General features: G+C 60.6%; 11 protein-coding genes. 8 read left to right on the top strand and 3 right to left on the bottom strand.

Features of this window, described 5'->3' with window-relative positions:
• Window positions 1–276 precede the first annotated feature (276 nt).
• The 8 genes from glpD (at window position 277) to ACLD1Y_RS14385 (ending at window position 9,209) form a co-directional block, all read left to right on the top strand.
• Window positions 277–1,815, top strand: a complete 1,539-nt coding sequence (gene glpD, locus ACLD1Y_RS14350; protein WP_429478565.1) for a glycerol-3-phosphate dehydrogenase — start codon at window positions 277–279, stop codon at window positions 1,813–1,815.
• A 314-nt stretch (window positions 1,816–2,129) separates the two neighbouring features.
• A complete protein-coding gene (locus tag ACLD1Y_RS14355; RefSeq protein WP_429478566.1) occupies window positions 2,130–3,056 on the top strand; it encodes a glutamate/aspartate ABC transporter substrate-binding protein in 927 nt (308 codons plus the stop codon).
• Between the two features lie 194 nt (window positions 3,057–3,250).
• On the top strand, window positions 3,251–3,997 hold the full coding sequence (locus tag ACLD1Y_RS14360) for an amino acid ABC transporter permease (RefSeq protein WP_065906793.1): 747 nt from the start codon (window positions 3,251–3,253) through the stop codon (window positions 3,995–3,997).
• Window positions 3,997–4,668 (top strand): amino acid ABC transporter permease, encoded by a 672-nt coding sequence (locus ACLD1Y_RS14365; protein WP_124526122.1) that lies wholly within the window; start codon window positions 3,997–3,999, stop codon window positions 4,666–4,668. The genes ACLD1Y_RS14360 and ACLD1Y_RS14365 overlap by 1 nt, the downstream gene beginning before the upstream one ends.
• Complete coding sequence (locus ACLD1Y_RS14370; protein ID WP_017526340.1) at window positions 4,665–5,399, top strand: amino acid ABC transporter ATP-binding protein; 735 nt, start codon at window positions 4,665–4,667, stop codon at window positions 5,397–5,399. Before ACLD1Y_RS14365 ends, ACLD1Y_RS14370 begins: the two co-directional genes overlap by 4 nt.
• Before the next feature lie 230 nt (window positions 5,400–5,629).
• Window positions 5,630–7,531, top strand: a complete 1,902-nt coding sequence (locus ACLD1Y_RS14375; RefSeq protein WP_429478567.1) for a sensor histidine kinase — start codon at window positions 5,630–5,632, stop codon at window positions 7,529–7,531.
• Window positions 7,528–8,865 (top strand): sigma-54-dependent transcriptional regulator, encoded by a 1,338-nt coding sequence (locus tag ACLD1Y_RS14380; RefSeq protein ID WP_429478568.1) that lies wholly within the window; start codon window positions 7,528–7,530, stop codon window positions 8,863–8,865. The genes ACLD1Y_RS14375 and ACLD1Y_RS14380 overlap by 4 nt, the downstream gene beginning before the upstream one ends.
• Window positions 8,865–9,209 carry a GlpM family protein gene (locus ACLD1Y_RS14385; RefSeq protein WP_429478569.1) on the top strand — a complete coding sequence of 115 codons (345 nt, stop codon included), beginning with the start codon at window positions 8,865–8,867 and terminating at the stop codon, window positions 9,207–9,209. The genes ACLD1Y_RS14380 and ACLD1Y_RS14385 overlap by 1 nt, the downstream gene beginning before the upstream one ends.
• Before the next feature lie 109 nt (window positions 9,210–9,318).
• On the opposite strand, the gene ACLD1Y_RS14390 is transcribed toward ACLD1Y_RS14385, so the two are convergent.
• From ACLD1Y_RS14390 to ACLD1Y_RS14400, 3 genes are read right to left on the bottom strand one after another with little or no spacing between them, the layout of a single operon-like run.
• Window positions 9,319–10,716: a sigma-54-dependent transcriptional regulator gene (locus ACLD1Y_RS14390; protein WP_429478570.1), complete on the bottom strand. Its 1,398-nt coding sequence runs from the start codon at window positions 10,714–10,716 to the stop codon at window positions 9,319–9,321.
• On the bottom strand, window positions 10,706–12,475 hold the full coding sequence (locus ACLD1Y_RS14395) for an ATP-binding protein (RefSeq protein ID WP_429478571.1): 1,770 nt from the start codon (window positions 12,473–12,475) through the stop codon (window positions 10,706–10,708). Before ACLD1Y_RS14395 ends, ACLD1Y_RS14390 begins: the two co-directional genes overlap by 11 nt.
• Window positions 12,475–13,599 (bottom strand): GNAT family N-acetyltransferase, encoded by a 1,125-nt coding sequence (locus tag ACLD1Y_RS14400; RefSeq protein WP_429478572.1) that lies wholly within the window; start codon window positions 13,597–13,599, stop codon window positions 12,475–12,477. Before ACLD1Y_RS14400 ends, ACLD1Y_RS14395 begins: the two co-directional genes overlap by 1 nt.
• Window positions 13,600–13,761: the final 162 nt, after the last annotated feature.

Consider the following 13,761-nt stretch of genomic DNA (forward strand, 5'->3'; position numbering starts at 1 on the left):
GGAGTCTTCGCGAGCAAGCCCGCTCCCACATTCGACCGCATTCTTATGCCAGAGCTCGATCAAATGTGGGAGCGGGCTTGCTCGCGAAGGCGCCCTATCCAACCCCAATTCCCCCGAACCTGACCCTGACTCATGTTCACAATTCTTCCTTTCCCCACCCTTCGATGAGTTTTTTCAATCGAAGTCGGGTGGCTGTGCTCGCGTTTATCAGCTACCATTTTCGCAAATGAACATTAATGTTCGAATTCCAAGACGAAAAAATCGCGAGGCCAGCCGATGAACCCTTCCACCTTGCCTGCCCCACCGCTTGCCGAAGTCTATGACGTGGCCGTTATCGGCGGCGGGATCAACGGCGTCGGCATTGCAGCAGACGCAGCCGGTCGCGGTTTGTCGGTATTCCTTTGCGAAAAAGACGACCTGGCCAGCCACACATCTTCCGCTAGCAGCAAGCTGATCCACGGCGGCCTGCGCTATCTCGAGCATTACGAATTCCGTCTGGTGCGCGAAGCCCTGGCAGAGCGTGAAGTGCTGCTGGCTAAAGCCCCGCACATCGTCAAGCAAATGCGTTTTGTATTGCCGCACCGCCCGCACCTGCGCCCGGCGTGGATGATTCGTGCTGGCCTGTTCCTGTATGACCACCTGGGTAAGCGCGAAAAACTCGCAGGCTCCAAAAGCCTCAAGTTCGGCGCCGACAGCCCACTTAAAAGCGAGATCACCAAAGGCTTCGAATACTCCGACTGCTGGGTGGATGACGCCCGCCTCGTGGTATTGAACGCCATGGCCGCCCGCGAAAAAGGCGCGCACATCCACACCCAGACCCGTTGCATCAGCGCGCATCGCAGCAAAGGCCTGTGGGAAATGAACATGGAACGTGCCGACGGCAGCCTGTTCTCGATCCGCGCTCGCGCACTGGTGAACGCGGCTGGCCCGTGGGTGGCCAAGTTCATCAAGGACGACCTGAAGCTGGATTCGCCCTACGGCATTCGCCTGATCCAGGGCAGCCACTTGATCGTGCCAAGGCTGTACGAAGGCGCCCATGCGCACATCCTGCAGAACGAAGACCAGCGCATTGTCTTCACCATTCCGTACCTGAACCACCTGACCATCATCGGCACCACCGACCGCGAATACACCGGCGACCCGGCTGCAGTTGCGATCACCGAAGGTGAAACCGACTACATGCTCAAGGTGGTCAACGCACACTTCAAGAAACAGCTGAGCCGCGACGACATCGTCCATACCTATTCCGGTGTGCGCCCGCTGTGCAACGACGAATCGGACAACCCCTCGGCCATCACCCGTGACTACACCCTGGCATTGTCCGGCGGTACGGGCGAGGCGCCGATCCTGTCGGTGTTTGGCGGCAAGCTGACCACCTATCGCAAGCTTGCCGAATCAGCGATGGCCCAACTGGCGCCGTACTTCACCCAGATGCGCCCAAGCTGGACCGCTACCGCCAGCCTGCCCGGCGGCGAAGACATGAGCACGCCAGAAGCCCTGGCCGAAGCGATTCGCAGCAAATTCGATTGGGTACCAAGCGAAATCGCACGCCGCTGGTCCACCACCTATGGCAGCCGCACCTGGCGCCTGCTGGAAGGCGTGCAATCGCTGGCGGACCTGGGCGACCACCTGGGTGGCGGCCTGTATACCCGCGAAGTCGACTACCTGTGCACCGAGGAATGGGCGACCCAGCCTCAGGACGTGCTGTGGCGCCGTACCAAGCTGGGCCTGTTCACCACGCCGCAAGAACAGGAGAACGTACAACGCTACCTGTCCAAGGTTGAACAGAATCGCGGCAAGATTGAAGCTGCCTGACAGCTAAATCCTACAAAAGCCTCTGAATCGAAAGGTTCAGGGGCTTTTTTGTGGCCGTATTTTCATTCGGTTTTCCGAACGCGACACCCAGCCCTATTCGGTTTGCCGGACCACTTGTTGAAAATCTCTTCGAAACATAAAGTTAATATCCATATAAATCATATAGTTAACCTTTTATTTCTGGTCTGGCACGACTCATGCTCTACACTCCTGAACGATTGCCTGGGACGCCTCAGGAGCCGTTACGGGCATTCGCTGTACAAGAGAGCCGTTTAGCCGGCTTCATAAAAAAAACAAATGTCGAGGAAGTATTGATGCGCATCGTTCCCCATATTCTGGGCGCAGCTATCGCTGCTGCTCTGATCAGCACTCCAGTTTTCGCCGCCGAACTCACCGGCACGCTGAAGAAGATCAACGACTCCGGCACCATCACTCTCGCGCACCGCGACAGCTCCATTCCGTTTTCCTACATCGCGGACGGTTCGGGCAAACCTGTGGGCTACTCCCACGATGTTCAGTTGGCTGTGGTTGAAGCCCTGAAAAAAGACCTGAACAAGCCCGACCTCAAGGTCAAGTACAACCTGGTCACCTCGCAAACCCGTATCCCGCTCATCCAGAACGGCACCGCGGACCTCGAGTGCGGCTCAACCACCAACAACGCCGAACGCGCCCAGCAAGTTGATTTCACCGTCAACATTTTCGAAATCGGCACCCGTCTGCTGGTCAAGAAAGACAAGGAAGGCAAGCCCTCCTTCACTGACTTCGCCGACCTCAAAGGCAAGAACGTCGTGACCACCGCTGGCACCACGTCCGAGCGCATCATCAAGGCGATGAACGCCGACAAGCAGATGGGCATGAACGTCATCTCTGCCAAAGACCACGGCGAATCCTTCCAGATGCTGGAAAGCGGCCGCGCCGTCGCGTTCATGATGGACGACGCCCTGCTGGCCGGCGAAGAAGCCAAGGCCAAGAAGCCGGACGACTGGGTCATCACCGGTACTCCACAGTCCTTCGAAGCCTACGCCTGCATGGTGCGTAAAGACGACCCAGCCTTCAAGAAGGCTGTCGATGACGCCATCGTTGGCCTGTACAAGTCCGGCGAGATCAACAAGATCTACAGCAAGTGGTTCGAAAGCCCGATTCCACCAAAAGGCCTGAACCTGAACTTCCCGATGAGCGACAAGGTGAAGGATCTGATCGCCAACCCGAGCGACAAGCCGGCGCCTGACGTAAAAATCTGATACCTGACTAAGCTTATCTCCTGAGGGAGCCAACCCTCCCTCAGGCGTCTGTTATTACCTGCTGGCTTTGATTTGGAACACTCGACCTGGCGGTTTTCGAGCCGATCTTGTGTGCCTGGCGTTCACCGCCGGGCGGGAATGGATTTTCCCCAAGCGGGTGCTTGTACATTGATCGACTTCGAGGGGAGACCCTAATGAATTACAACTGGGACTGGGGCGTGTTCTTCAAGTCCACCGGCGTGGGCAGCGAGACTTATCTCGACTGGTACATAGCCGGCTTGGGCTGGACCATCGCCATCGCTGTCGTGGCGTGGATCATCGCCTTGCTGCTGGGCTCCATTCTGGGGGTCATGCGCACGGTGCCAAACCGCATCGTATCGGGCATCGCGACCTGCTACGTGGAACTGTTTCGTAACGTGCCGCTGCTGGTGCAGCTGTTCATCTGGTACTTCCTGATCCCCGACCTGCTGCCGCAAAACCTGCAGGACTGGTACAAACAAGACCTCAACCCGACCACCTCGGCCTACCTGAGCGTTGTCGTGTGCCTGGGCCTGTTCACCGCCGCCCGTGTCTGTGAGCAAGTACGTACCGGTATCCAGGCGCTGCCACGCGGCCAGGAATCCGCCGCGCGCGCCATGGGCTTCAAGCTGCCGCAGATCTACTGGAACGTGCTGCTGCCCCAGGCCTACCGGATCATCATTCCGCCGCTCACCTCGGAATTCCTCAACGTGTTCAAGAACTCCTCCGTGGCGTCCTTGATCGGCCTGATGGAACTGCTGGCGCAAACCAAGCAGACCGCCGAATTCTCGGCCAACCTGTTTGAAGCCTTCACCCTGGCCACGCTGATCTACTTCACCCTGAACATGAGCCTGATGCTGCTCATGCGCCTGGTCGAGAAGAAAGTCGCAGTGCCCGGCCTGATCTCCGTGGGGGGTAAATAATGGAACTCGATTTCAGCGGTATCATCCCCGCTATCCCAGGCCTGTGGAACGGCATGGTCATGACCTTGCAGTTGATGGTCATGGGCGTGGTCGGCGGCATCGCGCTGGGCACCGTGCTCGCGCTGATGCGCCTGTCGTCCAGCAAGCTGTTGTCGCGCCTGGCCGGCGCCTACGTGAACTACTTCCGCTCGATCCCACTGCTGCTGGTGATCACCTGGTTCTACCTGGCGGTGCCGTTCGTGCTGCGCTGGATCACCGGCGAAGACACCCCAATCGGTGCGTTCACGTCCTGTGTCGTGGCCTTCATGATGTTCGAAGCCGCGTACTTCTGCGAAATCGTGCGGGCCGGCGTGCAGTCGATCCCCAAGGGCCAGATGGGCGCAGCGCAAGCGATGGGCATGACCTATGGCCAGACCATGCGCCTGATCATCCTGCCCCAGGCGTTCCGCAAGATGACCCCGTTGCTGCTGCAACAGTCGATCATCCTGTTCCAGGACACCTCTCTGGTCTACACCGTGGGCCTGGTGGACTTCCTTAACTCCGCCCGCTCCAACGGCGACATCATCGGCCGCTCCAACGAGTTCCTGATCTTCGCCGGTGTCGTCTACTTCATCATCAGCTTTTCCGCCTCGCTGCTGGTCAAGCGTCTGCAAAAAAGGTTTGCCGTATGATCTCTATCAAGAACATCAACAAGTGGTATGGCGACTTCCAGGTGCTGACCGATTGCAGCACTGATGTCAAAAAAGGCGAAGTGATCGTGGTGTGCGGGCCGTCCGGCTCGGGCAAATCCACCTTGATCAAGTGCGTCAACGCGCTGGAACCGTTCCAGAAGGGCGACATCGTAGTCGACGGCACCTCCATCGCCGACCCGAAGACCAACCTGCCGAAACTGCGCTCGCGCGTGGGCATGGTGTTCCAGCACTTCGAACTGTTCCCGCACCTGACCATCACCGAAAACCTGACCATCGCGCAGATCAAGGTGCTGGGCCGCAGCAAGGAAGAGGCCACCAAGAAAGGCCTGCAACTGCTCGAGCGCGTCGGTTTGTCGGCCCATGCCCACAAGCACCCGGGCCAACTGTCCGGCGGCCAGCAGCAACGTGTGGCGATTGCCCGCGCATTGGCCATGGACCCAATCGTCATGCTGTTCGACGAACCCACCTCCGCCCTCGACCCGGAAATGGTCAACGAGGTACTGGACGTGATGGTGCAACTGGCCCAGGAAGGCATGACCATGATGTGCGTGACCCACGAAATGGGCTTTGCCCGCAAAGTGGCCGACCGCGTGATCTTCATGGACGCCGGCAAGATCATCGAAGACTGCCCGAAAGAAGAGTTCTTCGGCGACATCAGCGCCCGCTCCGAACGCGCGCAGCACTTCCTTGAGAAAATCCTGCAGCACTAAGTACGGTGAATACAGGCAGTGCTGAGCGGCTTGCCTGTGGCGAGGGAGCTTGCTCCCGCTGGGGCGCGAAGCGGCCCCAAAACCTGTAGCGCATTTTTTCGATGAAAAATTGCGTTCGTCAGTTTTAGGGCTGCTACGCAGCCCAGCGGGAGCAAGCTCCCTCGCCACACTCAGTGCTCTCAGTCAAAAAGCCCTGTATTCGCATTGGTAGCTGACCCAAGGCATCTGTGATGAAATGCGACCCCAACCCCTATCGCGCCGCACCGCCATCACTTGCCGTGAAGCCTCGTCTGATTCGCCAACTGTTCCTGCCGCCGTTGATCATCGCCCTGATGGTCGGCCTGGGTTTTATTGGCTTCTGGGTCAGTGAGTACTACGGCATCCGCACCCTCAGCGACACCGGCGAACGCCAGTTGGAACTGCATGCCCGCACCGTCGAAAGCGAACTGAGCAAGTACACCTACCTGCCTAGCCTGCTGGAACTGGAAACCAGCGTATCGACCCTGCTGGCCGACCCGAACCAGGAAACCCGCAAGGCCGTCAACGACTACCTCGAAGGCCTGAACCGACGCAGTCGCAGCCGGGCTATCTACGTGATGGACACCACCGGGCGCGTGCTGGCCACCAGTAACTGGCGCGATGCCGACAGTTACCAGGGTGAAGACCTGTCCTTCCGTGCCTATTTCCAGAATGCCGTGCGTGGCCAACCCGGCCGTTTCTACGGCATCGGCAGCACCAACGGCGAACCCGGCTACTACCTGGCCCATGGCCTGGAAGAACACGGCAAGATCATCGGCGTGGCCGTGGTCAAGGTGCGCCTCGAAGCCCTCGAAGAACGCTGGCAACGCGCCCGCCTCGAAGCCTTTGTGAGCGACGAGAACGGCATCATCATCCTTTCCAGCGACCCGGCCCGCCGCCTCAAGGCCGTGCGGCCGCTAAGCGATGACACCAAGGACCGCCTGGCCCACAGCCTGCAATATTACTGGGCCACGCTCAACGAGCTGGAACCCCTGGCCCGCGAGCGCCTCAACGAAGGCACCGAAAAACTCACCTTCCCGGCCAACAGCGAAGTGGTCAACGACGAGCACGAGGTCAGCTACCTGGCGCAAACCCGGCCGCTCAACGACACGCCGTGGAATTTCACCCTGCTCACGCCGCTCAATGACCTGCGCCGTGCCGCGATCAACCAGGGCATCCTGGTGGCCGTCGCCTTCGGCCTGGTGGCATTCCTGCTGATCGCCTGGAACGAGCGCCGCAAGGTCATCGCCACCCGCCTCGCCGCGCGGGAAGCTTTACAGGAAGCGAACAGCCAGCTGGAGCGTCGGATTGCCGACCGCACCGCCGACCTGCGCGCCAGCAACGAACGTCTCAAGGGACAGATCCGCGAACGCCGCCAGGCCGAAGAAACCCTGCGCCGCGCCCAGGATGAATTGGTACAAGCCGGCAAACTGGCGGCCATCGGCCAGATGTCCACCAGCATCGCCCATGAATTGAACCAACCCCTGGCAGCACTGCGCACCTTGTCCGGCAATACCGTGCGCTTCCTTGAACGCGGCGCCTTGGACACCGCCAGCGCCAACCTCAAGACCATCAACGAACTGATCGACCGCATGGGCCGCATTACCGCCAGCCTGCGCTCCTTTGCCCGGCGCGGTGACGACCAGGGCGAAGCCAGCCTCGCCAAAGCTGTGGACGCAGCGTTCCAAGTGCTCGGCGCTCGCCTGGACAGCCTGCCGCTGACCCTGCACCGCGACTTTGCCCCCGCCCAATTGCAGATCGACCAGACGCGCTTGGAGCAGATCCTGGTCAACCTGATCGGCAACGCCCTGGATGCCATGCAAGCCCAACCGGCCCCAGAGCTGTGGCTGGAAGGCGCCAGCAGCGACGGTAAATACCGCTTGTTGGTGCGCGACAACGGCCATGGCATCGACCCCGAGACGCGCAAGCATTTATTCGAACCTTTCTTCACCACCAAACCCGGCGAGCAAGGCCTGGGCCTGGGGCTGACGCTGTCCGCCAGCCTCGCGGCGGCCACCGGCGGCAACCTGGCCGTGGAGCATCCGGCCAGTGGTGGTACTGCCTTTGTCCTATGCCTGCCGCTGGCGGGCGCTCAAAAAGCTGAGTCGACATGAATACTGACCCAAAAGACCTCACCGTCCTGATTGTCGAAGACGATCCCCACGTGCTGCTGGGCTGCCAGCAAGCCTTGGCCTTGGAAGATATTCCCAGCGTCGGCGTGGGCAGTGCCGAAGAGGCGCTCAAGCGCATCGGCGAGAACTTCGCGGGCATTGTCATCAGTGATATCCGCCTGCCGGGTATCGATGGCCTGGAATTGCTCACCCGCCTCAAGGCCTTGGACAAGAGCCTGCCGGTAGTGTTGATCACCGGGCACGGCGATATTTCCATGGCGGTGGGCGCAATGCGCAACGGCGCCTACGACTTCATGGAGAAGCCCTTCTCCCCCGAACGCTTGGTGGACGTAGCCCGCCGCGCCTTGGAACAACGCGGGCTGGCGCGGGAAGTCTGGTCACTGCGCCGCCAACTGGCCGAGCGCGACTCGCTGGAAGGCCGCATCATCGGCCGCTCGCCCGCGATGCAGAACTTGCGCGAATTGATCGCCAACGTCGCCGATACCTCGGCCAACGTGCTGATCGAAGGCGAGACCGGCACCGGCAAGGAACTGGTTGCCCGTTGCCTGCATGATTTCAGCCGCCGCCACAGCCACCAATTTGTCGCCCTGAACTGCGGCGGCTTGCCAGAGAACTTGTTCGAAAGTGAGATTTTCGGCCACGAAGCCAACGCCTTTACCGGCGCCGGCAAACGTCGTATCGGCAAGATCGAACATGCCCACGAAGGCACGCTGTTCCTCGATGAAGTGGAAAGCATGCCGATCAACCTGCAGATCAAGCTGCTGCGGGTGTTGCAGGAACGTACCCTGGAACGCCTGGGTTCGAACCAAAGCGTGGCGGTCGATTGCCGGGTGATCGCCGCCACCAAGTCCGACCTCGACGAACTGAGCCGCGCCAACCAGTTCCGCAGCGACCTCTACTACCGCCTCAACGTGGTCACCCTGGAACTGCCGCCCCTGCGCGAGCGCCGTGAAGACATCCTGCAGTTGTTCGAACACTTCCTGCAGCAGTCGTCGCTACGCTTTGATCGCAGTGTGCCAGAGCTGGACAACCAGACCCTGTCGAACCTGATGAGCCACGACTGGCCAGGCAATGTGCGCGAACTGCGCAACGTCGCCGAACGCTTCGCCCTTGGCCTGCCCGCCTTCAAGAAAAGCGGGGCCAGCAGCGGCAACCAGGGCCTGGCCTTTACCGAAGCGGTGGAAGCCTTCGAGCGCAACCTGCTCAATGACGCCCTGCAACGCAGCGGCGGCAACCTGACCCAAGCCAGTCAGGAACTGGGGATGGCCAAGACCACCCTGTTCGATAAAGTCAAAAAATACGGACTGAGCCACTGATGGATCTTTTTTTGAAGGCCGCCCTGGGCGCGGCGGTCGTGTTGATATTGGCGGCGCTGGCCAAGACCAAAAACTATTACATCGCAGGCTTGGTGCCGCTGTTTCCAACATTTGCCTTGATCGCCCATTACATCGTCGGCAAGGGCCGCTCGGTGGAGGACTTGAAGACCACCATCCTGTTTGGGATGTGGTCGATCATTCCGTACTTTGTGTATTTGGCGACGTTGTATGTGATGGTGGATCGGATGCGGCTGGAGGCATCGCTGGCAGTAGCAGCAGTGGCGTGGTTGATAGCCGCGACCATTCTGGTCAGCATCTGGGTACGTCTGACCCAACTCGGTTAAAACTGTGGGAGGGGGCTTGCTCCCGATAGCGGTGGGTCAGTCACCTTATCTTTAACTGACCCACTGCTATCGGGAGCAAGCCCCCTCCCACATTTTTGACCGAGTTGTGTCAGCGGACTATTTTGTCGACCTGAATGCCCAGCTTCTTGAGGCGATACCAGAAGCTCCTCTCGGAAATCCCAATCTTCTGTGCCGCCGCAGCCTGCACCCCATTGCTCTCCTGCAACGCCGCCAGAATATAAGCCTTCTCTACCTCTGCCAGCGCCGCATCCAGGTCTTGGGGAATGCCCGGCCCGTCGCTGAGGATTGCCGTGACACCGCCCTGGCTCGACTTGGAGGCAAACAGATAACCCGGCAGATCGATATCCTCGATCACCGCTGACGCCGCCACGATAGTCGCCCGCTCCACACAGTTTTGCAGTTCGCGGATATTGCCCGGCCAGTGATACGCCGCCATGGCCTGCAACGCCTCGGCGCTGAAACCGGTGATGCGCTTGCCAGCGGTGGCGCTGAGGGTCTGGGCAAAGTGCCGGGCCAGTGGGGCGATGTCTTCCACGCGCTCGCGCAGGGCCGGCAGCGGGATGGGAAATACATTGAGGCGGTAATACAAGTCTTCGCGAAACTCCTTGTTGGCCACCGCGTCCAGCAGGTTCTTGTTGGTGGCGGCGATCACCCGCACATCCACTTTGCGCTCGCGGGGGTCGCCTACCGGTTCGATCACCCGTTCCTGCAAGGCGCGCAGGATCTTGGCCTGCAACGCCAACGGCATATCGCCCACTTCATCGAGAAACAACGTGCCCTTGTCAGCCTGCTGAAAGCGCCCTACCCGGTCAGCCACAGCACCGGTGAACGCGCCTTTGCGGTGGCCGAACATTTCGCTTTCCAGCAAACCTTCGGGGATGGCTGCGCAGTTCACGGCCACAAAAGGTTTGTCGGCACGGCTGCCGTGTTTGTGGATGGCGCGGGCGACCATTTCCTTGCCGGTGCCGCTTTCGCCGGTGAGCAGGATGGTCGCGCTGCTGTCGCGCACCGAGTCCACTGCTTGCAGCACTTTGCGAAACGCCGGGCTGTCGCCCACCAGGCTGTCGAACTGCGCATGCTCATCCAGCTCGGCACGCATGCGCGCGTTGTCGCGCAGGATGTCGCGAAACTGCAGGGCCTTGGCCACGGTGATGTCCAGTTCGTCGATATCGAACGGCTTGGCGATGTAGTCGTAGGCGCCGTTGCGCATCGACTGCACGGCGTTTTTCACCGTGCTGTAGGCGGTCATCACTATCACCGGTACATGGGGGTAGCGCACTTTGATCTCGGCCAGCAGCGCCGGGCCGTCCATGCCGGGCATGCGCCAGTCGCTGATCACCAGGTCGATGTCTTCCTGCTCCAGCACCTTGAGGGCGTGCAGGCCGTTGCCGGCGACAAACACCTGCACGTGGTTCTGGCCCAGGGCCGAGGCCAGCAGGTCGCAGAGCTTGGGTTCGTCGTCGACCACCAGAATGTTATGCGTCATGAGTGTCCTCGTCGTCTTCGCCACTGGCCGGAATGTACAGGCTGAACGTGGCGCCGGCATCTTTCTCGCTGGTGCATTCGATGCGGCCGTCGTGACTTTCCAGGATCGAATAGACTTTGGCCAGGCCCAACCCGGTGCCCGAGGCCTTGGTGGTGACGAACGGGGTGAAGATACGCTCGATCATCTCAGCCGGGATGCCCTGGCCGGTGTCGGCAATGCTGATCAGGGTATTGTCGCCCACGTTGCGAATGCCCAAGGTCAGACGCCCGCCTTCGGGCATCGCGTCAATGGCATTGAGGATCAGGTTGAGGCAGGCCTGCTTGAGCTGCTTGGCATCGGCATAGATCATGGCGCCGGGGGCCTGGTCATCGATGTGGGCATCAATGTTATGGGTGGCCAGTTCCGGCGCGCAGAAGCCGAGGATTTCGTCCACCAACGGGCGCGCCGCCTGCAACACACGCAGCGGCGGGTTGGGCTTGGCGAAATCCAGGAACTCGGTAATCAGCTCATTGATGCGGCTGACTTCACTGATCACATATTCCAGGTGGCGCTTGTCGGTTTGCGCCAGGTCAGCGCGGCGGTGCAGCAGCTGGGTGGCGGTCTTGATAATGCCCAGCGGGTTGCGGATCTCGTGGGCCAGGCCCATGGCGACTTCGCCCAGCGCGTGCAAGCGGTCGCGGCGACGCAGTTGGGCCTCCAGGTGATGCAGCTCCCCGAGACGCTCGGTCATATGGTTGAAGGTGCTGCTCAATTGCGCCAGCTCGTCGCCGCCACTGACCTGCACGCGATGCTCGTAATTGCCCGAGATCACCGCGCTCACGCCTTGGGACAGGTCCCGCAGCGGCTTGGTCAGGCGCCGCGACACCAGCACCCCGGCCGCCAGCGACAACGCCGAGCTGAGCAGGAAGATCAACACGAACAGATTGCTCTGGTTTACCAGCCCCACCAGGCTGGTATGGCGCAACAGGCCGCTGAAAATCACGCCCTGCAGATCGCCGGCATCGTTGAAGATCGGCCAGTACAACCCGCTGTAGTTGTTGGTGAACTGCTCGCTGGGCTGCTTGGTGCTGCGCATCAAGGTTTCGATGGTCTTGGGGATGCGCGAGGGGTGATCCTCGAAGCGCTGGGTCGAGAAGATTTCCGAGAAGCCCTCGGGGTTGGCCAGGTACAGGCGCAGGTCCAGGGAGTGCACATCGGCCACGCTGGTGAGAAAACTGCTGTCCAGGTAGGTGGCCACCAGCAACAGGTAATCCACGCCGTCCTGGTTGGTTTCAAAGGTCGAGACCACGATACCGGTACTCACACCGGCAACCTGCACCGTCTGCAACACAGCATTGCTGGTGAGGCTGATCTGGCTGACGATGTCTTCGGAGGCGGTGCTGAACACGGTTTTGTGATCGCTGGTGCGGATCAGCGCCACCACGTCGATGTCGGTGGCGTCGGCAATATCGGCGGTCAGGCGGTCGTGCCGGGTCGCTTGCTTGCTGGAAGGCGGGCTGGTGTAGCGCAGGAACAACTTGGCCATGCGCGCGTTGTCGTGAAGGATGTCGCCGATCTCGTCCTTGACGATCTTGGTCGACTCCTGCAGCCAGATACGCACGTTGCTGTCGAAAATCTGCGACAGCGTGGTCGCTGCCAACTCTGCGGCGATCATGGTGGGAATCACGCTGACCAACCAGAACGCCAGCACCAGCTTGCGCTGGACGCTCCAACGCGAAATGGCAAACGGGCGGGCTTTTTGGCGGGTCTTGGTGATCATCAGGTTTCGCTTATCGCAGCAGCCATGGCAGGGTCGGAACGATCCGGTCGAATAAACAGTTTTACAAGGGTGAGCAGGCCGTTGACCAGCCGGTTGCGGTGGCGGAAAAACACACGGTTACCCAGGAACTCACAGCCCAGGCGCAGCTTACTGGCATAGCCGGCCTGCCCGCACTCGTACAGCGCAATATTGTGTTCAATACAGTAGTCGACATTGGTCAGCCAACTGCGAAAGTACAGGTTGTAGTCGCGAGTGAACGCCACGTCGTGGCCGAAAAACTTGTCCACCAAGCGATGTTCGTCCACCAGCACCAGGTTGAACGCCACCAGTTGTTCGTCCACCCAGTAAAGAACACACACGGCACGTGTTCCAAGGCGTTCGAGCACACCGGTGAAATAACCGGCAGGCAGGCGTTCGAATTGCAACTCGGCGCGGGCCAGCGTGGCCTCATACAGGCGCATGATGTCGGGCAGCACGTCGTCGATAGTGCGCCGCCACTCCACTCGCGGCCCTGGCGCACGCAACTTGCGGCGCAGGTCCTTGCGGGTGGACTTGCCCAGCGAACCCAAGTAGGCGTCCACCGAACCGTAAGGCAGCGGCAGCACGCCCGTGGGCAGGCTTGGCATGCTTTGGAAGCCAGCGTCACGGCAGCTGGCGGCCCAATGCAGGTCGTTGCTCGGTGCGTCCTTGACCGCCAGCAGGCCGATGTCAAAGTCGTCGGCATCCTGGCGTGCGGCAGCGAGCACATGCTTGAGCAACAACGGGCGGCGCGCTTGCGGCACGCCGCTGGCAAACCCGGCATCGCAACGCTCGGCCACCGGCGAGCCGATGGCGTACAGCCCCAGTTGCAACAGCCCCGGCCACAGCCGCTCCACGCGTTCGGTCAAGCGTTTACCGGCGCCCGACACCGTGGTGTCAAGGCGGTAATGGGTGATAAACGCGGCAGCCACGGCCACCAACGTTCCGTGTTCAAAGACCGCCAGGTAACGCCACTGGAAACCCGCGATAGCGGCGTTTTCCACGGCGACGTAGTAGTCCCAGTCCTCCAGGGCACCGGGAAAGCAGTCATTCCAGGCACTGCGCTGGATGGCCCGGATGGTGGGGAAGGCTTGCGTCGTGATCACGTATTTCCCGTCCTTCTATGACGATCGCCGATCAAATGTGGGAGCGGGCTTGCTCGCGAATGCGGTGGTTCAGCCAATGAATGTGTTGACTGATACACCGCATTCGCGAGCAAGCCCGCTCCCACATTTAAACTGAGCTCGGCGGACAATTTCGGTTGGCCG

Origin of the sequence: Pseudomonas sp. 18175 (genome assembly GCF_050432925.1) — a bacterium.
Lineage (GTDB): Bacteria > Pseudomonadota > Gammaproteobacteria > Pseudomonadales > Pseudomonadaceae > Aquipseudomonas.

Coding starts and splice junctions, on each gene's coding strand:
- ACLD1Y_RS14385 (WP_429478569.1), top strand. CDS start 8,865: ATGGATCTTTTTTTGAAGGCCGCCCTGGGCGCGGCGGTCGTGTTGATA.
- ACLD1Y_RS14370 (WP_017526340.1), top strand. CDS start 4,665: ATGATCTCTATCAAGAACATCAACAAGTGGTATGGCGACTTCCAGGTG.
- ACLD1Y_RS14390 (WP_429478570.1), bottom strand. CDS start 10,716: ATGACGCATAACATTCTGGTGGTCGACGACGAACCCAAGCTCTGCGAC.
- ACLD1Y_RS14375 (WP_429478567.1), top strand. CDS start 5,630: ATGAAATGCGACCCCAACCCCTATCGCGCCGCACCGCCATCACTTGCC.
- ACLD1Y_RS14355 (WP_429478566.1), top strand. CDS start 2,130: ATGCGCATCGTTCCCCATATTCTGGGCGCAGCTATCGCTGCTGCTCTG.
- ACLD1Y_RS14365 (WP_124526122.1), top strand. CDS start 3,997: ATGGAACTCGATTTCAGCGGTATCATCCCCGCTATCCCAGGCCTGTGG.
- ACLD1Y_RS14380 (WP_429478568.1), top strand. CDS start 7,528: ATGAATACTGACCCAAAAGACCTCACCGTCCTGATTGTCGAAGACGAT.
- ACLD1Y_RS14395 (WP_429478571.1), bottom strand. CDS start 12,475: ATGATCACCAAGACCCGCCAAAAAGCCCGCCCGTTTGCCATTTCGCGT.
- ACLD1Y_RS14360 (WP_065906793.1), top strand. CDS start 3,251: ATGAATTACAACTGGGACTGGGGCGTGTTCTTCAAGTCCACCGGCGTG.
- glpD (WP_429478565.1), top strand. CDS start 277: ATGAACCCTTCCACCTTGCCTGCCCCACCGCTTGCCGAAGTCTATGAC.